At 68.4% G+C, this 20699-nt stretch carries 18 protein-coding genes; 10 read left to right on the forward strand and 8 right to left on the reverse strand.

From position 1 onward, the window contains the following. Positions 1 to 109: 109 nt before the first annotated feature. The gene (hemW, locus tag NVU01S_RS05205; RefSeq protein WP_043677450.1) at positions 110 to 1321 is read right to left on the reverse strand and encodes a radical SAM family heme chaperone HemW; all 1212 of its coding nucleotides are present in this window, start codon (positions 1319 to 1321) and stop codon (positions 110 to 112) included. Positions 1322 to 1379: 58 nt separating this feature from the next. Then, entirely contained in the window at positions 1380 to 1772 is a 393-nt protein-coding gene (locus NVU01S_RS05210; RefSeq protein ID WP_043677451.1) for an SgcJ/EcaC family oxidoreductase, read from the reverse strand. 233 nt (positions 1773 to 2005) lie between these two features. Here NVU01S_RS05210 and NVU01S_RS45410 point away from each other — a divergent pair, with 233 nt between their 5' ends. From NVU01S_RS45410 to NVU01S_RS05235, 6 genes are all read left to right on the forward strand, one after another. Further along, a complete protein-coding gene (locus tag NVU01S_RS45410) occupies positions 2006 to 2098 on the forward strand; it encodes an Ms4527A family Cys-rich leader peptide (RefSeq protein WP_373864182.1) in 93 nt (30 codons plus the stop codon). 132 nt (positions 2099 to 2230) lie between these two features. Next, on the forward strand, positions 2231 to 4042 hold the full coding sequence (locus NVU01S_RS05215) for a nitrite/sulfite reductase (protein ID WP_043677452.1): 1812 nt from the start codon (positions 2231 to 2233) through the stop codon (positions 4040 to 4042). A 37-nt stretch (positions 4043 to 4079) separates the two neighbouring features. Next, entirely contained in the window at positions 4080 to 4799 is a 720-nt protein-coding gene (locus NVU01S_RS05220) for a phosphoadenylyl-sulfate reductase (RefSeq protein WP_043677454.1), read from the forward strand. 82 nt (positions 4800 to 4881) lie between these two features. Then, positions 4882 to 5823, forward strand: coding sequence for a sulfate adenylyltransferase subunit CysD (gene cysD, locus NVU01S_RS05225; protein WP_043677456.1), 942 nt, complete (start codon positions 4882 to 4884; stop codon positions 5821 to 5823). Between the two features lies 1 nt (position 5824). Next, positions 5825 to 7120, forward strand: a complete 1296-nt coding sequence (locus NVU01S_RS05230) for a sulfate adenylyltransferase subunit 1 (protein ID WP_043677458.1) — start codon at positions 5825 to 5827, stop codon at positions 7118 to 7120. Position 7121: 1 nt separating this feature from the next. After that, entirely contained in the window at positions 7122 to 7871 is a 750-nt protein-coding gene (locus NVU01S_RS05235; RefSeq protein ID WP_052281065.1) for a sirohydrochlorin chelatase, read from the forward strand. A gap of 15 nt (positions 7872 to 7886) precedes the next feature. Here NVU01S_RS05235 and NVU01S_RS05240 read toward each other — a convergent pair whose 3' ends face one another. Continuing rightward, complete coding sequence (locus tag NVU01S_RS05240; RefSeq protein ID WP_043677460.1) at positions 7887 to 8513, reverse strand: TetR/AcrR family transcriptional regulator; 627 nt, start codon at positions 8511 to 8513, stop codon at positions 7887 to 7889. A gap of 117 nt (positions 8514 to 8630) precedes the next feature. Then, positions 8631 to 9578, reverse strand: coding sequence for a helix-turn-helix transcriptional regulator (locus NVU01S_RS05245; protein WP_043677463.1), 948 nt, complete (start codon positions 9576 to 9578; stop codon positions 8631 to 8633). Between the two features lie 97 nt (positions 9579 to 9675). On the opposite strand from NVU01S_RS05245, the gene NVU01S_RS05250 reads away from it, so the two are divergent. The 3 genes from NVU01S_RS05250 to NVU01S_RS05260 all read left to right on the forward strand — a co-directional run bounded on the left by NVU01S_RS05250 (position 9676) and on the right by NVU01S_RS05260 (position 11556). Beyond that, positions 9676 to 10086 carry a VOC family protein gene (locus NVU01S_RS05250; RefSeq protein WP_043677465.1) on the forward strand — a complete coding sequence of 137 codons (411 nt, stop codon included), beginning with the start codon at positions 9676 to 9678 and terminating at the stop codon, positions 10084 to 10086. A 118-nt stretch (positions 10087 to 10204) separates the two neighbouring features. Beyond that, a complete protein-coding gene (locus tag NVU01S_RS05255) occupies positions 10205 to 10765 on the forward strand; it encodes a sigma-70 family RNA polymerase sigma factor (protein ID WP_043677468.1) in 561 nt (186 codons plus the stop codon). After that, on the forward strand, positions 10762 to 11556 hold the full coding sequence (locus NVU01S_RS05260) for an anti-sigma factor (RefSeq protein ID WP_043677471.1): 795 nt from the start codon (positions 10762 to 10764) through the stop codon (positions 11554 to 11556). The genes NVU01S_RS05255 and NVU01S_RS05260 overlap by 4 nt, the downstream gene beginning before the upstream one ends. A gap of 580 nt (positions 11557 to 12136) precedes the next feature. Here NVU01S_RS05260 and NVU01S_RS05265 read toward each other — a convergent pair. Continuing rightward, positions 12137 to 12931 carry an HAD family hydrolase gene (locus NVU01S_RS05265; protein ID WP_043677473.1) on the reverse strand — a complete coding sequence of 265 codons (795 nt, stop codon included), beginning with the start codon at positions 12929 to 12931 and terminating at the stop codon, positions 12137 to 12139. 1521 nt (positions 12932 to 14452) lie between these two features. After that, a complete protein-coding gene (locus tag NVU01S_RS05270; protein ID WP_167829402.1) occupies positions 14453 to 16465 on the reverse strand; it encodes an Hsp70 family protein in 2013 nt (670 codons plus the stop codon). A 597-nt stretch (positions 16466 to 17062) separates the two neighbouring features. Between NVU01S_RS05270 and NVU01S_RS05275 the strand changes: the two genes are divergently transcribed. Beyond that, on the forward strand, positions 17063 to 17824 hold the full coding sequence (locus tag NVU01S_RS05275; RefSeq protein ID WP_043673164.1) for an SDR family NAD(P)-dependent oxidoreductase: 762 nt from the start codon (positions 17063 to 17065) through the stop codon (positions 17822 to 17824). A 250-nt stretch (positions 17825 to 18074) separates the two neighbouring features. Here NVU01S_RS05275 and NVU01S_RS05280 read toward each other — a convergent pair whose 3' ends face one another. Beyond that, positions 18075 to 19658 carry an FAD-dependent oxidoreductase gene (locus NVU01S_RS05280; protein ID WP_052280763.1) on the reverse strand — a complete coding sequence of 528 codons (1584 nt, stop codon included), beginning with the start codon at positions 19656 to 19658 and terminating at the stop codon, positions 18075 to 18077. Position 19659: 1 nt separating this feature from the next. Next, positions 19660 to 20664, reverse strand: coding sequence for an AurF N-oxygenase family protein (locus NVU01S_RS05285; RefSeq protein ID WP_051066537.1), 1005 nt, complete (start codon positions 20662 to 20664; stop codon positions 19660 to 19662). Positions 20665 to 20699 lie beyond the last annotated feature (35 nt).

The following is a 20699-nucleotide window of genomic DNA, read 5'->3' on the forward strand; positions in this document are numbered from 1 at the left end:
GAATCTCCTTGGGGTTGATCCGAAGCCTACAAGGGTCGTCGGCTCCGCGATAGCCGAACCAACCCAGGAGTCCGCGGAAATCCCTAACGGCGCGATAGGGGCGGCGTGGTCAGGGGACGAGCAGGCGGCGGACCACGCCGTCGGCGAGGAGTCGGCCGCGATCGGTGAGCACCAGGTGGTCCTCGTGTCGAGCCGCCAGGCCGTCGGCGACGATCTGGCCGGCGGCGGCCGCGCCGAACTCGTCGAGTTCGGCCAGCGGCAGACCGGTGCGGAGCCGGACGGCGAGCATGAGGCGCTCGGTGTAGCGCTCGTCCGCGGTGAGAGCCTCCCAGCCCGCGGCGGGCAGGCCGCCTGCGGCCACCCGGTCCGCGTAGCGCGCGGGATGCTTCACGTTCCACCAGCGGACGCCGCCGACATGGCTGTGCGCGCCAGGTCCGGCGCCGAGCCAGTCGCCGCCGTCCCAGTAGCCGAGGTTGTGCCGGCAGGCCGCGGCCGGACCGGCGGCCCAGTTGGAGACCTCGTACCAGGTGAGACCGGCGGCGGTGAGCCGGGCGTCGATGCGTTCGTAGCGGGCGGCGAGAACGTCGTCGTCCGGGGCGGGCAGTTCGCCGCGGCGCACGCGACGGGCCAGCGCGGTGCCGTCCTCGACGATCAGCGAGTAGGCGGAGACGTGGTCGACGCCCGCGCTGAGCACGGCGTCGAGACTGGCGTCCAGGTCGCTGTCACTTTCGCCGGGCGTTCCGTAGATGAGATCGAGATTGACGTGCGCGAATCCGGCGGCGCGGGCTTCCTTCGCGGCCGCGACCGCCCGGCCCGGGGTATGCGTGCGGTCGAGGACCTTCAGCACGTGCGCGGCGGCGGACTGCATGCCGAGCGAGATCCGGGTGAACCCCGCGGCGCGCAGCCGCTCGAAGAACGCCGGATCGGTGGATTCCGGATTGGATTCGGTGGTCACCTCGGCGCCGGCGGCGAGGGTGAAGTTCGCGCGGACGGCGTCGAGCACGTCGGCCAGCCCGTCGCCGCCGAGCAGCGAGGGGGTGCCGCCGCCGACGAAGATCGTCGCCACCTCGGGGGTGGCACTCGGCAGTGCCGCGAAACGTTCTGCCGCCGTGGACAACTCACCACGCAACGCGTCGAGCCAGGATTGCGGCGACGCCGACGTGCCGAGTTCGCCCGCCGTGTAGGTGTTGAAATCGCAGTATCCGCAGCGGGTGGCGCAGAACGGCACATGGACGTAGATCCCGAACGCACCGCCGCCGAAGTCGCCGAGTACAGGCTCGGACGTTTCGGTTTCGACAGGGACCGCCGCAGGGGAACTCACCCCTCTAGTCTGCCGGTCCCCCGCTGCCCGGCCACACGCGGGCAACGGGGGCGGCGCATCAGTCGGTGACGGGCGTGTTCTGGTTGGCGGTGAGCAACCAGCGGCCGTCTTCCTTCGCCATCACATACATCGGGGAGCCCTGACCCGTGAGTTCGCCGGCGTGGTTCAGATAGCGCTGGACAACTTTCACCGCGGCGACATCGGGCCGGATGAACAGAACGTGCTCGACCTCGTAGGTAGCTGTGCCGTCGCGCATGGCGCCGGGCAGGGCGGCGGCGGTGAACTCGGCGATCGCGGCCCGGCCGAACAGCCGTTGACCGTGACCGGTGGTCCAGATGGCGTCTGCGCGGAAGAGACCGACGAACTCGTCGACGAGTTCGTTCTGCTGGGCGTGCTGGACGGTGGCGACGACTGCGCGGATGGCGTCGAGTTCGGCGGTAGTGGTGCTCATGCCGACAACGGTCACACCTCAACATTAGTTGTGGTCAAGTGCCGGATCCGGCTACGTGACCCCTTGTGAGACAGCTCACTTCAATAAAGTTTCCGCATCACGAGCCGCGATCGCCGGTTGATCTATGACAGCCGTCACATCTCAGGGGAACGGTCCAGGGGATTTCCCGGCAAAGTGCGGAAAATATGGGCGAGGGGTCGGAACGCCGTCGCTGACATGGCACAATAACCCGTATGCGCGCATCGGGAGTACGACTTGTGGCACGTCGCCACGTCGACTACAAGCGCGTCTGTAGCGCCTGCTGTCTGACCCACTCTTCTCGGTAGTTCAGCGCGCCCAATTCCCGGGCTCAACCGGCGACCCCAAAAGTTCCGCATCGCCTCCGCTGCACACCGCAGGTGCGAGATCAGCCCCTCGCGCCCTCTGCACGGCAATCACCAACCCGCAGGAGCGACCCCATGACGTCGAGCACCGACGCCGGTCCGATCGATCAGTCCGGCCCCGAGTCCCGGCCCGGCCCGCAAGCGCGACCCGACCGCCCCGCCGCCGAACGCCGCGTCCGACCCGACCGCCCGCGCCCGGAAGCCTCGGCGGCGCCGCGCGCCCGTACGGGTAAGCCGGTGCGGCGCAGGGCCGAAGGCCAGTGGGCGCTCGGCTACCGCGAGCCGCTGAACCCGAACGAGCAGTCCAAGAAGGACGACAACCCGCTCAACGTGCGCGCCCGGATCGAGAACATCTACTCGAAGGCCGGCTTCGACAGCATCGACAAGGGCGACCTGCGCGGACGCTTCCGCTGGTGGGGCCTCTACACCCAGCGCGAGCAGGGCTACGACGGCACCTGGACCGGCGACGAGAACATCGACCTGCTCGAGGCCAAGTACTTCATGATGCGCATCCGCTGCGACGCGGGCGCGTTGAACGTCGAGCAGCTGCGCACGCTCGGCCAGATCTCCACCGAGTTCGGCCGCGACACCGCGGATCTGTCCGACCGCGAAAACGTCCAGTACCACTGGATCGAGGTGGAGAACGTCCCGGAGATCTGGAAACGGATCGAAGCGGTCGGGCTGAAGACCACCGAGGCGTGCGGCGACTGCCCGCGCGTGGTGCTCGGCTCCCCGCTGGCGGGCGAGTCGCTGCAGGAGATCATCGACCCGACGCCGGCCATCGACGAGATCGTGCGCCGCTACATCGGCAAGAAGGAGTACTCCAACCTGCCGCGCAAGTTCAAGACCGCGATCTCGGGCCAGCAGGACGTGGTGCACGAGATCAACGACGTCGCGTTCGTCGGCGTGGAACACCCCGAGCACGGCCCCGGTCTCGATCTGTGGGTCGGCGGCGGCCTGTCCACCAATCCGATGCTGGCGCAGCGCGTCGGCGCGTGGGTGCCGCTGGACGAGGTGCCCGACGTGTGGGAGGCCGTGGTGTCGCTGTACCGCGACTACGGCTACCGGCGGTTGCGCACCAAGGCGCGGCTGAAGTTCCTGGTCAAGGACTGGGGCATCGAGAAGTTCCGCCAGGTACTCGAGGACGAATACCTGAAGCGCAAGCTGATCGACGGTCCCGCGCCGGAGCAGCCGACCAAGCCGATCGACCACGTCGGGGTGCAGAAGCTGAAGAACGGACTCAACGCGGTGGGCTTCTCCCCCATCGCGGGCCGCGTCTCGGGCACCATCCTGACCAAGGTCGCCGACGCGGTGGAGCGGATCGGGGCCGACCGCATCCGGTTCACGCCGTACCAGAAGCTGATCGTGCTCGACGTCGCCGACGACAAGGTCGACGCGCTGATCGACGAGCTGGCGCTCCTCGGGCTGCAAGCGCGTCCGTCGCTGTGGCGGCGAAACCTGATGGCCTGCTCGGGCATCGAGTTCTGCAAACTCTCCTTCGCCGAAACCCGCAAGCGGTCCCAGGCCCTGGTGCCCGAACTCGAGGACCGGCTCGCGGATCTCAATGCGCTGCTGGATGTTCCGGTGACCATCAACATCAACGGCTGCCCGAACTCCTGCGCGCGCTCCCAGATCGCCGATATCGGATTCAAGGGTCAGCTGGTCGACGACGGCGACGGGAACCAGGTCGAGGGCTTCCAGGTACACCTGGGCGGCAGCCTCGGCTTCGACAGCGCCTTCGGGCGCAAGCTGCGTCAGCACAAGGTGACCAGCAGCGATCTCGGTGACTACATCGAGCGGGTGGTGCGCAACTTCATCAAGCACCGCGAGGACGGCGAACGGTTCGCCCAGTGGGCCGTTCGTGCCGACGAGGCGGATCTCAAATGAGCCTCGATTGCGCCGGGCACGTGATGGGAGATCAACTGTGACAACGGAACTGGTGGCGAAGCTGGCCGAGGACGAGCTCCGCGCGCTCGCCGCGCAGGGCGCCGCCGACCTCGGGCCGGACGCGTCCGCGGTCGACCTGCTGCAATGGACCGAAGACACGTTCGGTTCGGGCTATATCGTCGCGTCGAACATGCAGGACGGCGTGTTGGTCCACTTGGCCGCACAGGTGCACGCCGGCGTGGACGTGCTGTTCCTGGACACCGGCTACCACTTCGCCGAAACCATCGGCACCCGCGACGCCGTCGAGGCGGTGTACGGGGTGAACGTGGTCAACGTCCGGCCGGAACACACTGTGGACGAACAGGATCGGCTGCTCGGCAAGGACCTCTTCGCACGCGACGCCGGGGAATGCTGCCGGCTGCGCAAGGTCGTCCCGCTGCGCAAGTCGCTGTCCGGCTACAACGCGTGGGTCACCGGTATCCGCCGGGTGGAAGCGCCGACCCGGGCCAACGCCCCGCTCATCTCGTTCGACGAGGCGTTCGGGCTGGTGAAGATCAATCCGATCGCCGCGTGGTCCGACGACGAGATGCAGGCCTACATCGAGCAGCACGGCATTCTCGTCAATCCCCTTGTCGAAGAGGGATATCCGTCCATCGGCTGCGCTCCGTGCACGCGGAAGCCGGAGCCGGGATCCGATCCGCGAAGCGGCCGCTGGGCCGGCCTCGCCAAGACCGAATGCGGGTTGCACACCACATGACCGAGTCAGGGCCCGGAGGCGGCAGCCCGCGTAACCACGTAGGGCCCCTCGGGCATGTGAAAGGGGATACAGCGTGACGGAGATGATGATGAACGAAGCCTCGAACGTTACCCAGCGTGCCCTAGGGATCAGTGATTTCGACACCCTCGCGGCGCTGGAATCCGAGTCGATTCACGTATTCCGGGAAGTAGCAGGCGAATTCGAGCGGCCGGTGATCCTGTTCTCCGGCGGCAAGGACTCCACCGTGCTGCTGCACCTGGCGCTCAAGGCCTTCTGGCCCGCGCCGCTGCCGTTCGCACTGCTGCACGTGGACACCGGGCACAACCTGCCCGAGGTGCTGGAGTTCCGGGATCGGATCGTCGAGCGGTACGGGCTGCGGCTGCATGTCGCCAAGGTGGAGGACTACCTGGCCGACGGCAGGCTCAGCGAACGCCCCGACGGCATCCGCAACCCGCTGCAGACCGTCCCGCTGCTGGACGCGATCAGCGAGCACCGCTTCGACGCGGTGTTCGGCGGCGGCCGCCGCGACGAGGAACGTTCACGCGCCAAGGAGCGAATCTTCTCGCTGCGCAACGCCTTCGGGCAGTGGGATCCGAAGCGCCAGCGCCCCGAGCTGTGGAACCTGTACAACGGGCGGCACGCACCGGGCGAGCACGTCCGGGTGTTCCCGCTCAGCAACTGGACCGAACTCGATATCTGGCGCTACATCGCCCGCGAGGACATCGACCTGGCCAGCATCTACTACGCGCACCAGCGTCCGGTGTACCAGCGCGACGGCATGTGGATGACCCCCGGCGTCTGGGGCGGGCCGCGCGAAGGTGAAGCGCTGCAGACACTGTCGGTGCGTTACCGCACCGTCGGCGACGGATCGTCCACCGGCGCCGTGCTTTCCGACGCGGCCGACAACGAGGCGATCCTCGCCGAGGTGGCCGCGTCCCGACTGACCGAACGCGGTGCGACCCGCGGCGACGACCGGGTGTCGGAGGCCGCGATGGAAGACCGCAAGCGAGAGGGTTATTTCTGACATGTCCGACCTACTGAGGCTGGCCACCGCCGGTTCTGTCGACGACGGCAAGTCCACTCTGGTCGGACGGTTGCTCTACGACACGAAATCCGTGCTCGCCGACCAGATCGACGCCGTCACTCGCGCGTCGGTGGACAAAGGCCTGGCGACGCCGGACCTTTCGCTGCTCGTCGACGGCCTGCGCGCGGAACGGGAGCAGGGCATCACCATCGATGTCGCCTACCGCTACTTCGCCACGCCCCGACGCTCTTTCGTGCTCGCGGACACCCCGGGGCACGTGCAGTACACCCGGAACACGGTGTCCGGCGCGTCCACCGCGCAGCTGGTGATCCTGCTGGTGGACGCGCGCAAGGGCGTCATCGAGCAGACCCGTAGGCACGCCGCGGTATTGGCGCTGCTCGGCGTGCCGAAGCTGGTGCTCGCGGTGAACAAGATCGACCTGGTGGACGACGCGGCGAGCGTCTTCGCCGACATCTCCGCCGAATTCAACCGGCTCACCAGCACGCTCGGCTGGTCCGACGAGGACGTGCTGGAGATCCCGGTCTCCGCGCTGCACGGCGACAACATCGCGACCCGCTCGTCGAACACCCCGTACTACACCGGCCCGTCGCTGATCGAGCACCTCGAGTCGGTGCCGGTCGACGCCGACAGCACCGGCGATCACACACTGGGACTTCGCTTTCCGGTGCAGTACGTGATCCGGCCGCGCACCGCCGAATACCCGGACTACCGCGGCTACGCGGGCCAGATCGCGGCGGGCTCGGTCGCGCCGGGCGACGAGGTGGTGGTGCTGCCCTCCGGCATCCGCAGCACCGTGGAACGGATCGATACGCCCGACGGCGAGCTCGCGGTGGCCCAGACCGGGCGCAGCGTCACCCTGATCCTGGCCGACGACGTCGATATCTCCCGCGGTGACATCATCGCCTCGGTGGCCGACGCGCCGGAGCCGATCGACACCTTCGACGCCACCGTCTGCTGGCTGGGCGACAAGCCGTTGCACCCGGGCGCACGTCTGCTGCTCAAGCACGGCACCCGCACGACCCAGGTGATCGTCGGCGGACTGCTGGAGCGCTTCGACGAGCAGCGGCTCGCGGCCGAGCCGAACCCGGAGTCGTTGGCGCTCAACGACATCGGTCGCGTGTCGCTGCGGGTGGCCGAGCCGCTCGCGGTCGACGACTACCGGGTGAACCGGCACACCGGCAGCTTCCTGCTCATCGATCCCGCGGGCGGCAACACCCTGGCCGCGGGCCTCGTCGGCGACGTCCTGTCGACCGTCGAGGTCGGCACCGGAGCCTGAGATGCGCGGGCTCGCCGCCCACCGGGGCAGGCCCGCGCTGATCGCGGTGGCGCACGGCAGCCGGGATCCACGCTCGGCCGCGACAATGGCGGCGGTGGTCGCCGATCTCGCCGCGGTGCGGCCGGAATACGATGTGCGACTGGCGTTTCTGGATCTCAACGCGCCGTCGGTCGAGCATGTGGTGGCCGCCGTCGCGGCGGCGGGGCACACCCACGCGGTGGTCACGCCGCTGCTGCTCGGCAGCGCGTTCCACGCCAGGGTGGATCTGCCCGGGCTGCTGGCCGCGGCCCGCACCAGGCATCCGCAGTTGCGGCTGACGCAGGCGGATGTGCTCGGGCGTGACGCCCGACTGATCGGGGCGCTGCGGGATCGGGTACTCGAGCGCCGCACCGCCTCGTCGCGCCTCGGCATCGCGGTCGCCGCCGTCGGCTCCTCGTCGGCAGCGGCGAACGCACTGACCGCCGAGGTGGCACGGCGACTGGCGGCGCGCACCGGCCAGCTCACCGAGATCTGCTTCGCCACGACGGAACCCACTGTGGGGCAAGCTATTTCACGGTTGCGTGCGCGCGGTGCCGAAGAGATCATGGTTGCGCCCTGGTTCCTGGCCCCCGGTCTGTTGACCGATCGGCTCGTGGCGGCCGCACCGGACGTGGTGCACGCCGACGTCATCGGGGCGCATCCGGCGCTGTCCGCGATCGGGTGGGAGCGCTACGACGCGGCGCTCGCGAACACGCTCACCCTGTCCGCCTGAACCGATTCGCCGGGGTCAGTCACCGAGCAGGTTGTCGACGATCGAACGGGCGGTCGCGACGCCCCACTCGTCACCGATCTGCTGGGCGCTGTGCGCCGCTCCGATCACCGCACCCAATTCGAACGCGATCACGTCGGCGTTGCGTCCGGTGAGATGGCCCTGCTCCTGTGCGAGGCGAATCTCGTTGGACAGGAAGGTGGCGAAGTCACGGCTGTCCGCCACGATGGCGTCGCGCAGCGGCCCCGGACGGCTGTCGAACTCCGCGATGGTGGCCACCCGGAAGCACCCGCCGGGAAACGCGGGCGCGGCGACCTGGCCGAACCACCGCTCGACCACGGCCCGCACCCGCGGCATCCCGGCCGGCTCGCTCATGCTCGGAGTGACGACCGCGTCGATGAAGACCTCGCGGGCGACCTTGATCGCCGCGAGCTGCAGGCTTTCCTTGCTGCCGAACAAGGTCGCGATGCCGCTCTTGCTGACGCCGAGATCGGTCGCGAGCCTGCCGATGCTCACGCCCGTCAACCCCTCGACCGACGCCACGTCGGCGGCATGCCGGGCGATCGAAGCCCGGGACCTGGCCCCTTTCGCCAGGCGCTGGTCGGCGCCGGGTTGCTGGTCACCGGCGGTTTTCGGCTCGGTCATACTGCCATTGTTCCACGAAATTCCACGAACACGAACGGTCGGTCGTACGCGGAGGTACGAGTTGTCGGCGCTGCCGGGGCACCGGCGAGCCGGCCGGGCAAGGCGGCCAGGGCCGGCCTACCCGTCGGCGTAGCGGTCGAGAAGTTCGGTGCCGATGCGGGCCAGTTCGGCGCGCACGTCCGGCGGGTCGAGGACCTCGATGGACGCGCCCCACCCGGCGAGCTGCTGGGCGAGCATCCACGACGTGGGGGCGGTGACCTGGACGCGAATGCGGCCATCGGGGACCGGGCCGTCGACAACGCAGTTCCTGCCCTGCTGATTGCGCAGGATGGGCAACAGACGGTCCGAGATGAGGACCGTGGCCGCCGTGCTCGCGCGACGCTGTTCCATCTCGTCCACGACCTCGTGCCAAGCCGCGGACAGGTCGAAATCGGCTGGGCGATACGCCGTTTCCGCGGTGACGACGGCCTCGGCGATCCGGTCGACGCGAAAGGTGCGCTGACCGCGGTCCGTCCCGGCGATGAGATACCAGACGGCGTCCTTGTCGACCAGGCCCCAGGGATCAACCAGGCGCTCGGTGCGTTCCCGGTCCCGGCCGGTGTAGTGCAGGCGAACCTTGTTGCGCTGCACCACCGCTCGCTGCAGCAGCGAGACCACCTGCGGGAGTGCGCGGTCCGTCTGTCCCCACCGGGACGGATCGATCACCACCGCGTCGGCCGCTGCTGCCGCGTCTGAACGGAAGGTCTGCGGCAGGGCCCGAACCAGTTTGCGCAGTGCCGATTTCGCCTCGGGCACCGATCCCGCCGAGGGCCCCGCCAGCAGGAACAGCGCTCGCGCCTCCCCTGCCGTCAAGCCGGTGAGATCGGTGCGCGCGCCGCCGACCAGTGACCATCCGCCGCCCCGGCCGGGTTGCGGATACACCGGGACTCCCGCCATCGACAGCGCCTCGAGGTCACGGCGCGCGGTGGCGACCGAGGTCTCCAACTCCGCGGCGACCTCGGCCGCGGTCACCCGCCCGCGCGTCTGCATCATCAGCAGGATCGCCACCAATCTGTCCGCTCGCATGTGCACAATTCTGCCGGAAAAAGTGCTCATTCCGTGCGCACTTTATCCCGGATCATTGATTTCACCAGCAAGAACGAACCGACGAAGGAGATCAGAGATGCTGCGCGGAATGGCGACGAGCACCTTTTACGCCGACGACCTGGCGGCCGCGAAGGACTGGTACACGGAGTTCTTCGGCATCGAGCCGTACTTCCACGTCCCCAACGGGTATTACGAATTCCGGATCGGCGACTATCTGCACGAATTCGGCCTCGTCAATCGTGCCTACGCCCCGGCGGGCGCCCGGAACACTCCCGGCGGGGCGATCGTCAACTGGCATGTCGACGACCTCGCGGCCACCTTCGCCCGCCTGCTCGAACTCGGCGCGACGGAATACGAGCCGATCACCGAGCGCGGCACGGGAAGCGGCTTCGTCACCGCGGCCGTCGTCGACCCGTTCGGCAACGTCCTCGGCCTCATGTCCAACCCGCATTACCTCGAGGTCCTCGCGAAGACAGGCCCGGCGTAAGCAGCCGGTTCGGGGTAGCCGGGGTGGCGCGGCAGAGGCGGCAACATATGATCTGGGCCACATTCGCCGTGATCACCGTGCACGGCTTCCGGCTCGGTCAGGCTTGGAAGGACACCACATGGTCATCTCCGCCCGAGCGGTACCCGGCGCCGCCACCCCGGAACTGCTGATCCGGCAGGCCGGACGCGGCGACGAGCAGGCCTTCACCGAGTTCTGCGACCTCGTCGCGGCACCGGTCCTCGGCCTCGTCACACGAGTGATCCGCGATCACGCCGAGTCCGAGTTGGTCACGCGGGACGTGCTGCTGGAACTCTGGGAGCAGGCCCCGCTGTTCGACGAGCAGCACCAGCCGGTCCTGGCGTGGGCGATGACGATCGCGCATCGTCGCGCCGTGGACCGGGTGCGGACGGCGTGCGCCGACCGGGACGGACAGACCGAACTGCGCTGGTGTTTCGACGAAGTCGTACAGACCACGGTAGACCGGATCGAGGACGACATGGTCCGCCGGTCGCTGACAGAACTCACCGATTCGCAGCGCCGGTCGCTGATCCTCGCCTACTACGGCGGCTACTCCACTCGGGAAGTCTCCGAGATACTCGACAAGCCGGTCGGCACGATCGAGACCAGGCTGCGCGACGGACTGCTCCGGCTGTGCGAGAGCATCGGCGATCAGTCGTGACGGCCGAATTACACCACCGCACCGGCGCATACGTGCTGGATGCGCTGGCCGGCGACGCACGGGCAGACTTCGAACGCCATCTCCTCGAGTGTCCGACCTGCCACGTCGAGGTCGACGCGTTACGGCCGTTCGCGGTGCGGCTCGCGACCGCCGTCGCCCCCGTATCGGCGACGGCGGTGCAGGAACAGGTACTCGCCGAGATCGGCACGCGCCCACAGGTTTCCGGCTCCGCGAGCGCGCTCGACCGGACGCAGATCATCCCGACTGCCGGCGAACTGGAACGCACCGTGATCTTGCCGCCGTTGGAAGAGTTGTCGGACAACGACTCTCCCGCCGACATCGATCGGCGCGGATGGCTGGTCCGGGTCTGGATCGGTGTCGCGATGGCAGCGGCCGTTGTCGCGGTGGGGTTGGTCCTCGTCGATCGGACCGCGGGGCCGGACGCGACGGTGGCGGAGCAGGTGCGCAATGCCCGCGACGCCGTCACCCACACCGGTGTGGTCTTCACCGGGGATGGTTCGGCGACGGCGGTGCTGTCCCGCAGTGTCGGCAAGGTGGTGGTGACCGCGACCGGGCTCCCCGCGCCCGGTTCCGATCACGGCTACCAACTCTGGCTGATCCATGCCGACGGCACGCCACGCTCCGCGGGCATGATGCACACCGCGGACACGACCACCGAACTCACCGCCGATCTGCTCCGCACCACCACGGCACTCGGCATCACCGCCGAACCGGATACCGGCTCGGCAACACCGACCAGCCCGCCCGTCGTTCGCATCGAAATACACTGAGCTGCAACGCTTTATGTCGAGGACCGGACCCCGCTCTTCAGGCCGGGTATCGAGCCACGCCCTTCACACCGGGCACCGAGCCACGCCCTCCACGCCGAGCACTGAGCACTGAGCACTGAGCACCGAGCACCGAGCACCGAGCACCGCTCCACGCCGACCACTGAGCCCTGCCTTCCACGCCGACCACTGAGCCGCAACCGTCCACGCCGACCACCGAGCCGCGCCCTTCACACCGAGCACTGGGCACCGCCCTCCACGCCGAGCACCGAGCCACGCCCTTCACACCGAGCACCGAGCACCGAGCCACGCCGAGCACCGAGCCGCAACCCTCCACACCGACCACCGAGCCACGCCCTTCACACCGAGCACCGAGCCGGAACCCTCCACACCGACCACCGAGCCACGCCTTCCACACCGACCACCGAGCCGCGCCCTTCACACCGAGCACCGCCCTTCACGCCGAGGGTCTTTCGCAACCTTGCATGGTCCATCCGCCGGGGTGTGCCCGGCGCCGGTCCCGAAAACCGCACGCCCGCCGGAGAGGTAGGTCGGGCGTGCCGACCTCGCCGGCGCGGAGGAGTTATGGCCGGAACCAGCGTTCGAGGACGGGGGCGACGCCGTCTTCGTGGACTGTGCCGGTCACCTCGGTCGCCAGGGTCTTGACCTCGTCCGGCGCGTTGTCCATAGCCACGGAATGTGCGGCCCAGCGCAGCATTTCGCGGTCGTTATAGCCGTCGCCGATCGCCAGGGTCGCGGTGTGCGGGACGCCGAGGGCGCAGCGGAGACGTTCCAGCGCCCAGCCTTTCGAGACGCCTTGGCGGGAAACGGTGAGCCAAGGGCCGAATTCGCCGTGCACCCAACTCGCACCGGGCACTTCCAGCTCGTGCAGCAGGGCTCGCATCTGCGCCAGCGTGCCCTGCGGCCACCAGCCGTTCAGGCGCGGCGTCGGCTCGCTGCTCAGAGCGCCGTGATCGACCAAAAGGTATTCGCCGATGGAGAATTCGCCGGGACTGGCACCGGTCGCCCAGTGGCCGACGCCCACCTTCTCCACCGCGAAGATCATCTCCGGGATCAGCGCGCGCAGCGCCAGCACGGCGGGCGCCGGATCGAACGCCTCGATGGCGACCGGCTGACCATTCGCGACGTCGACCTGCACCGCCCCGTTGGAGCACAGCGCGTGCCCCTCGATAAGGCCCAGCTCCGCGAGCACGGGCCGGGTGGTCAGCACAGTCCGGCCCGTGGTCACCACCACATGCGCGCCCGCCCCGATGGCCGCGCGCACCGCCGCCGCCACCCGCTCGCTCACCGGGCTACCGGTATCGAGCAACGTGCCGTCCACGTCCAGCGCGATAAGCCGCGGACCCCCTACTGTCATCAACTCATTGTGCCAAGGGGGTACGACACCCGTCAGCCGTTCACAACGCCGCCAGCGCCCCCGCGCATTTCCCATCACCCCGCGCGCGTGTCATTCGAACGACACGCGCGCGGGACGCGAAACCGCGCGCGGCAGGCTCCGCGATCCGACGTGGCCGACGCCCAGTCGGCACAACGGGCAGCGCCGAAGCGGCCGCGCACCCCTTCCGAGCAGACGCACCAGTTCTGCGTTCCCGCACCGCCTCTGGCATGGCAAAGCGGGTGCGCGAACGCAGAAGGGATGCGGGAAGTTGCTTTGGACGAAGCGACCGAGTCGGAGGTAGCCGCGATCGCATCCGCGAAGTCCGCAAACGCGGACGCGGACGCGACGCGGCAGGAATTCCGCGAGCCGACACAGCCGACGCACAGTCGACACAACGGGCAGCGCCGAAGCGGCCGCGCACCCCTTCCGAGCAGACGCACCAGTTCTGCCTTCCCGCACCGCCTATGGCATGGCAAAGCGGGTGCGCGAACGTAGAAGGGGTGCGGGAATTGCTCGGATCGCATCCGCGGAGTGCCCGAACTGGGGCGCGGCGAGACCGGACCCGTCGGCTTTCAGGCCGCCCAGAGACGCACTGAGTACCCGACCACCCCCGACGAGGTGATTCGCGCTCTGCACTAACCCGGGCAACTCCGGGATCGCCCCCAGCGAGTGCCGATTTGCCTGGCAAGCCTGTGCGTGGCGGTCTCTTCGAAACCGCGCGCGGGACGCGAACGCGCACACGGCAGATACGCCGCGGGACGACACGGCCGACGCACAGTCGGCACAACGGGCAGCGGCGGAGCGGTCACGCACCCCTTCTGAGCTGACGCACCAGTTCCGTGTTCTCGCACCACCTCTGGCATGGCAAAGCGCGTGCGCGGACGCAGAAGGGGTGCAGGAAGGGTACAGAACGCGGCGACCGAGTCGCGGGTAGCCGCGCTCGCATCTGCGAAGTCCGCGGACTGGGGCGCGGCGAGATCGGACCACTGACCATCAGCTCGCCTAGAGACGCACTGAGTACCCGACTGCCGCCCGGGGGTGATCCGTGCTGTGCACTCGCCCGGGCAACTCCGGGATCGCCCCCATCGAGTGCCGATCTGTCTGGCAAGACCGTGCGCGGCGGTCTCTTCGAAACGCACGCCGCCTGCCTAGCCGGCGCCGCACCTGCCGACAGGACCTAGATCTTGCTGCCATCCGAAACAGAACCGCGCTCGAACACGACTTGCCGCTACCGCCAGCGCAGAAATCTCCGCACGCCCGCTCAACAGGGTGCCGCCCAAACGCAACGACGCCTCGGCGTCGCCCCGAGCAGCGACCGCCGCGACCGCCGCGACTGCTGCGCGCAACGACGGCTAGCTCATTCGGCCACCTTAAGGCGAAACCACCAGTGCAGAAGCCACCTCACCACCCCTGCCCACAAGGCGACGCACAAACGCAACGACACCTCTGACATCGCCCGAGTGGGGGGCGAACGCGTCGATGCCTGCGCCGCGACCAGGGCTAGTTCTTGCTGCCGCCTGACGAGGAACCGCCTGATGAGGAACCGCCGGAGGAGGAGCTGTCGGAGGAGGAGCCACCTGACGTCGAGTTGCTCGACGTGGAACCGCTCGACGTGGAACCACCCGAGGTCGAACCACTCGAGTTGGAGCCACCGGACGTGGAACCACCTGACGTCGAACCACCGGACGTGGAACCTCCGGAAGTCGAACCGCCGGAAGTAGATCCACCAGAAGTGGAACCGCCGGAATCGGATCCTCCCGAGGTGGAACCGCCGGAATCGGAACCTCCCGACGTGGAACCACCCGAGGTCGAACCACCGGACGTGGCACCCCCCGACGTGGAACCGCTGGTCGACTCTCCCGACGTGCTTCCGCCGGACGTGCTTCCGCCCGTCGTGGCACCACCGGTGTCGGTGGAACCTCCGGCGGCGGGTGTGGAGGTACCGCCGGAGGTTGTTCCACCGGCACTGGTGCCGGGGGTGGAAGGGGTTGTGCCGGTAGTGGTTCCGGAGGTGGGCAGGTCGGTGATCGGGCCGGTGGCCGGTACGCCGGGGATCGTGCCGGGGTCCGGCACCGCGGGGGTGGCCCCTGGTTGCGTTGCGGGCGGGATGGCACCGGGGGCGGGTGGTGTCGCAGGGGTGCCTGCGATCGGCGCGGCGGGTTGGCCGGGGGTTCCGGGTGTCGCGACGGGCGGCTGGCCGAAGGGCAGGGGGTTGATGAAGTAGGCCGGGTTCGCGTAGGGCGAGCCGTGGTATCGGTCTGTGGTGTCGTAGGTTCGGGGCTCGTTGTGATCACCGCGACGGGATTCGGCGAGGGTCGGGCCGAGGGGCGTCGAGTGCGCGACGGGCGTGATGAACTTGCTGTACGCGGAGGGGCGCGCGAGGCCGGTGGAGGCGGCGAGCGAACGCGGCGGCGTCCAGCCCGCCGGGGAGGCGATCCAGGCTTCGTGATTGCCCGCGATCCGGTCGAAGCCGGTGTCGTACAGCGCGCTGTCGTTGGCAGGCATGTCGCCGCCAGGGAAGTGCTCGAGGATCGGTGACGCAGCGGGCCCCGCGGGGCTGCCGAACACCGTCACCGCCGACATCGCCACCGCGGAAACGACAGCGGCACTGGAGAATACCGCGACGCGCGGGGCGTTCTGCTTACCACCGGACGCGGCGAGCGCCATCGTCCGCGCGGCCCGCAGGGCGGCCCCGGCGGCCACGGTGTGTCCGGGATCGGCCGAAACCACCAGGGGGCGGCCGAGTTCGGCGAGGGTGCGGGCGACCTCGGCGGGGCGGGACGCACCGCCGATCACGAGGATGCGGCTGATATCGGACAGGGTGAGATCGGCCGAGCGCACGACATCACGCACGATCTCGAGCGTGTCGTACACATGTGCGGCGCGCAGACCGTCGATGTCCACCATGGACAGCATCGAGGTCGCGGTGGCGCCGGGCCCGGCCTCGTGGGCGTAGCGCGCGATCATCGCACCGAGTGGCCGCCCGCCGAAGTCGAAGGAACGCACCGGCTTTCCGACCATCGGGTGGTCGTCCCAGTCGGGTCCGACACGCACGATGGTGACATCCAAACTTGTTCCGCCCAGGTCGTAGACCAGCACGAAACCGGGCTCCAGCGGACCGTGCTCGGCCTCCAGCCATTCCGCCGCGGCGACCGGCTCGGGCACCAGCTCGACATCACCCGCCCCGGACAGATCCAGCGCCTGCCGCAGCAAGGACACGTCCTTGCCGGAATACGTTGCGGGATAGGTGGCTACCGCGCCGGACTCGGCCGCGGTCGGCTCGGCCGCGCGCAGCCCGTTCACCACCGCGGCGACCAGGTTGGCGGGCGACCAGATGCGCCCGCCGACGATCATCGGCTCGGGGTCTCGGCTCAGGTCGGCGAAATCCGTTACGGCCATGGTGAATTGCGGGATGCCGCCGACGCGCAGTCCGCCCGCGCTGTCGAAGGTCACCGCGGTGCGCCTGCTGCGCACGACGGGCCGGGTTCGCGCACCGGTAACCGAAGCCGTCATAGAGTTCACTGCGCCGATGCTGAAACCCAGACCTGTGGTCATATGCTATCCCGTCAACGTACCGAGACCACGTCCATCACACAGAGAACCATGTGGCCGCGGTCGTCTTCCAAACAGCCAGCACAGATTAGCTGCTCGGCTCGCTGGAAGGATGCGGAATTGATATGAACGGCGACGAAATGGCGTGAAACGTTTAGCTGCACAGCGCAATGATCCGGATCACCTGCGAAGATGCAGAGCGGCAGCAATGTTCAGCCCTCTGGACAGTCGAAGGTTGAACAACACATCACCCGATCCCGTTATCACGTAGCGATCCGGACAATGTGCACATGCACGAATATCGGACAGCCTCCCCCACCGAATCATAAGTTACTCCAACACACTGACCGGTCGGTAACTAAACCATTGCCAGCTCAGCTTAATTCGATCATCTGTACCACTTCACCTGAATTAGCTCCGACTACACGCACAAACATATGACACGTCAACGCGACGACTGTTTCCCGCCAGCGCAGGCGCCTGCCGCGGACTTGACTGGTTCTTGCGATCGCACCACAGGACGGTGAGATCGCAAGAACCAGAAGGGAAATGGACAACATGACATCACGGTTCGCGGATCAGGTCGTGCTGATCACCGGCGCCAGCTCCGGCGTAGGCAAGGCCGTCGCGTTGCGGGTGGCGGCCGAGGGCGCGGCGGTCGTGCTCGGCGCCCGCGGCAAGGACGCGGGTGAGCAAGTGGCCGCCGAGATCCGCGCCGCGGGCGGACGGGCGCTGTTCGTGCCGACCGACGTCACCGTGGAACAGGACGTGGCCCGGCTCACCGAGGCCGCGGTCACCGAGTTCGGCACGTTGGACGCGGCGTTCAACAACGCGGGCGCGGTCAACGCGTTCGGGTCCGTGGCCGAGATCGACGAGGCGGGCTGGCGCGCCGACCTGGAACTCAATCTGACGAGCGTGTTCTACGGCCTGCGACACCAGGTGCCCGCGCTGGTCGCCGGCGGGGGTGGCGCGATCCTGAACAACGCGTCGAACCTGGGCGTGGTCGGAATGGGTTCGGTCGCACCGTATGTCGCGGCCAAGCACGGCGTGGTCGGCCTGACCCGGGCGGTAGCGCTCGAAGCCGCCGAGCAGGGCGTCCGGGTGAACGCGCTGGTCTCCGGCGCGGTCGATACGCCGGCGTTCCGCAATTCGATGGGCGCGACGCCGGAAGGCGAGGCCGCCATCGCCGCCCTGCATCCGCTCGGCCGGATCAGCACGCCGGCGGAGATCGCGGGGTTCTGCGCGTTCCTGCTCAGCGCGGAGGCCGGTTTCGTCACCGGCGCGGCCCTGGCGATCGATGGCGGTTTCACCGCGCGCTGACGCACGTCGGCGGGCGGAATACTCGAACGGGCCGCCGTGCGCGGCCCGCCCGAGCCATCAGCGAGGACGACCCGACGCACCTCGCTGGAACAGGCAGGTGATGACACTGCGGACTTCGTAACCGCGTCACCGGTGAGTCCCCGCCCACTTCTATCGTGGACGGGCACGACCCTAGCGGCAAGGCCCAGAAAATGGGGCTACACAACCAGCAGACCCCTCGCGGATCTCGTGATCCACGAGGGGTTTCGGGTCAGGAGCGAGCCAGCAACCTGCGCACCGGACCGACGCGCTTGGCCGCACCCGCGACCCGCACCGCAGGCTGCCGATGCCGGATCAGCCGGTCGAATTCCGCTGCGCTGCCACCTGGTTCGGGCAGCCGCCCCGCGTTGTAGTCGTCGGCGAGCTGCTGCACGGTTTCCTGCGCGCAGGACTTGTTGGTGCCGATGAAGCCGGTGGGGCCGCGCTTGATCCAGCCGGTGACGTACGTGCCGGGCAGTACCGCGCCGTCGACCCGTTCCAGCACACGACCGTTCAGGTTCGGGATGACGCTCGCGGCGTCGTCGAAGGGCAAGCCGGGCAACGCGACACCCCGATAACCGACCGAGGTGAGCACCAGACCCGCGTCGAGCCGTTCTGTCGCACCGGTGGCCACCGCCCTGGTGCGCCCGTCCCCGTCGGTGACGAGCTCATTGCGGCTCACCTCGATGCCCGCGACCCGGTCGGTGCCGATGATCTCGGTGGGCGAAGCCAAGTAGCGGAACACGATTCGCTTGCGCTCGCCGACCGGCCGGTTGCGCACGGTGTGCAGCAACCGCAGCTTCTGCTCGACCTGGTACGGCAGCCCCTCGGTCAGCTCGGGCAGGTCGCCCTCGATCACGCTGTCCACGTCGGAGCCGAGCAGGCCGACGAATTCCGGCACGGTGAAAGCGGATTCGAGCGGGCCGCGGCGGCCGAGGATCACCACTTCCTCGATCTTGCTCTCGCGCAACGCACGCAGCGCGTAGGGCGCGATATCGGTGCCGGACAACGTTTCCGGATCGCTGGTCAGGATGCGGGCGACATCGAGTGCGACGTTGCCGTTGCCGACGATCACCGCGCGCTGCTGCGACAGATCGAAGAGCCGATCCGCGTGATCGGGATGCCCGTTGTACCAGGCGACGAAGTCGGTGGCGGAGACATTGCCCGCCAGCCCCTCACCGGGTACACCCAGTTTGCGATCGGCCGAGGCGCCGACCGCGTAGATCACCGCGTGGAAGTGGTCGAGCAGTTCACTGTGCGAAACATGCGCGCCCACTTCGACATTCAGATACGACGCGAAGCCGGGCTGCGCCGAGATGACGTCGAACAGCTCGCTGACCTTCCGGGTCTTCGCGTGATCCGGCGCGACACCGTGCCGGGCCAGCCCGTAGGGCACCGGCAACCGGTCGAACACGGTCACCGCCACGTCGGGCTGGGTCAGCAGCTCGTCCGCCGCGTACATCGCCGACGGACCGGACCCGACGATCGCCACCCGCAGCGGCTGGCGCTCGGTCCGGATCTCGGCCGCGGGCACCGGCTTGGCCAGCAGCGGGCGCGGCCGGGCCTGCCGGTAGAAGTCGGCGTTGATCTCGATGAACGGCTTCTGCTCTGCGGTCAGCTTCTTCGATGACACGATCGCGTCCACCGGGCAGGCGGTCGCGCAGGCGCCACAGTCCACGCACGCCTTCGGGTCCACGTACAGCATGTCCGCGGTCAGGAAGTCGGGCTCGTCCGGCGTCGGGTGGATGCAGTTCACCGGGCAGGCGTACACGCACGAGGCGTCACTACAGCACGACTGCGTGACGATGTAGGGCACGTCAGCCGGCCTTGACCGCGCGCAGCGGCTCGGAACGGTAGCGGGTGGTGTGGCCGTCGATCTTGAGCAGCTTCCAGACCGCCTTGGAGATCGGGTTCATCAGGCCGATGTCCTTGGCCAGCGTGCGCACGTCACCGAAGAAGTCGCTGAACTCCTGCTTGGATTCCTTCGACCCGTAGAACAGTTCCTTGCGGACGTAGTCCGGGATGTCGAATTCCTTCCAGAAGGAACGCGGCGGGGTGAAGATCGAGCGGCCGAGGATCCACATCACGATCGGCATCGCGATCGAGAGCACGAACCGGTTGAACGCGTTCGACTCGGGCACGTGGATCTTCAGGAACTCGTGCGCGAAGGAGATGTGCCGCGCTTCCTCGGCCACGTGAATGGCCATCACGCCGCGCATGATCGGGTGCACGTCCTCGTCGGAGCGCAGGATCGCCTTCTGGATGTGGTCGATCGGCTCCTCGCCGGCCAGCACCGCCATGAAGAACAGGTTGGGGAACCACGCGGCCACCGGCGCACCGAGGTACTTGAACTTGCGCACCAGCGGACCCATGCCGGGCACGTCGTCGCCGATCCGGTTCACCATCTCCTGGAACATCAGGGTGTGGTTGTGCTCCTCGATCATCTCGTGGGAGCAGTACCGGAATTCGGGCGAGCCGTTGGGCAGGCCGAAGTTGTGCGTGACCATGCCGCTGATCAGGATCGACTCGAACTGCAGGCCGACCTTGGCGACGTTGGCCTGGCGGTACTTGCCGATCGCGATCTTGCGCTCGTCGGACTGCGCGAGGTACCAGGGGTGCCGGCCCAGCGGGTCGGCCGACATCGGCAGGATCCACCGGTGCGCGCCCGTGTTCGGGTCGAAGTCCGGGTTGTCCCAGTCGATATCGTCGAAGGGGTCGAAATGTTTGTTGACCGAGCCCTCGGAGAGCAGTAGAAGCGTCGCGGCGTACTCCTGCGCCTTCTCCAGATCGGGGTCGATCGGGGGCGTCACGGCTGCAGACATCGTCGTCACTGCCTCTCTCTTCGAAACGTTTACCT

It is taken from the genome of Nocardia vulneris (assembly GCF_001613425.1).
GTDB lineage: Bacteria > Actinomycetota > Actinomycetes > Mycobacteriales > Mycobacteriaceae > Nocardia > Nocardia vulneris.

Bases quoted from the DNA above. Each gene is read 5' to 3' on its own strand.
- NVU01S_RS05210 (WP_043677451.1), bottom strand. From the start codon at position 1,772: ATGAGCACCACTACCGCCGAACTCGACGCCATCCGCGCAGTCGTCGCC.
- NVU01S_RS45410 (WP_373864182.1), top strand. From the start codon at position 2,006: ATGCGCGCATCGGGAGTACGACTTGTGGCACGTCGCCACGTCGACTAC.
- NVU01S_RS05215 (WP_043677452.1), top strand. From the start codon at position 2,231: ATGACGTCGAGCACCGACGCCGGTCCGATCGATCAGTCCGGCCCCGAG.
- cysD (WP_043677456.1), top strand. From the start codon at position 4,882: ATGATGATGAACGAAGCCTCGAACGTTACCCAGCGTGCCCTAGGGATC.
- NVU01S_RS05230 (WP_043677458.1), top strand. From the start codon at position 5,825: ATGTCCGACCTACTGAGGCTGGCCACCGCCGGTTCTGTCGACGACGGC.
- NVU01S_RS05235 (WP_052281065.1), top strand. From the start codon at position 7,122: ATGCGCGGGCTCGCCGCCCACCGGGGCAGGCCCGCGCTGATCGCGGTG.
- NVU01S_RS05240 (WP_043677460.1), bottom strand. From the start codon at position 8,513: ATGACCGAGCCGAAAACCGCCGGTGACCAGCAACCCGGCGCCGACCAG.
- NVU01S_RS05245 (WP_043677463.1), bottom strand. From the start codon at position 9,578: ATGCGAGCGGACAGATTGGTGGCGATCCTGCTGATGATGCAGACGCGC.
- NVU01S_RS05250 (WP_043677465.1), top strand. From the start codon at position 9,676: ATGCTGCGCGGAATGGCGACGAGCACCTTTTACGCCGACGACCTGGCG.
- NVU01S_RS05255 (WP_043677468.1), top strand. From the start codon at position 10,205: ATGGTCATCTCCGCCCGAGCGGTACCCGGCGCCGCCACCCCGGAACTG.
- NVU01S_RS05265 (WP_043677473.1), bottom strand. From the start codon at position 12,931: ATGACAGTAGGGGGTCCGCGGCTTATCGCGCTGGACGTGGACGGCACG.
- NVU01S_RS05270 (WP_167829402.1), bottom strand. From the start codon at position 16,465: ATGACGGCTTCGGTTACCGGTGCGCGAACCCGGCCCGTCGTGCGCAGC.
- NVU01S_RS05275 (WP_043673164.1), top strand. From the start codon at position 17,063: ATGACATCACGGTTCGCGGATCAGGTCGTGCTGATCACCGGCGCCAGC.
- NVU01S_RS05285 (WP_051066537.1), bottom strand. From the start codon at position 20,664: ATGTCTGCAGCCGTGACGCCCCCGATCGACCCCGATCTGGAGAAGGCG.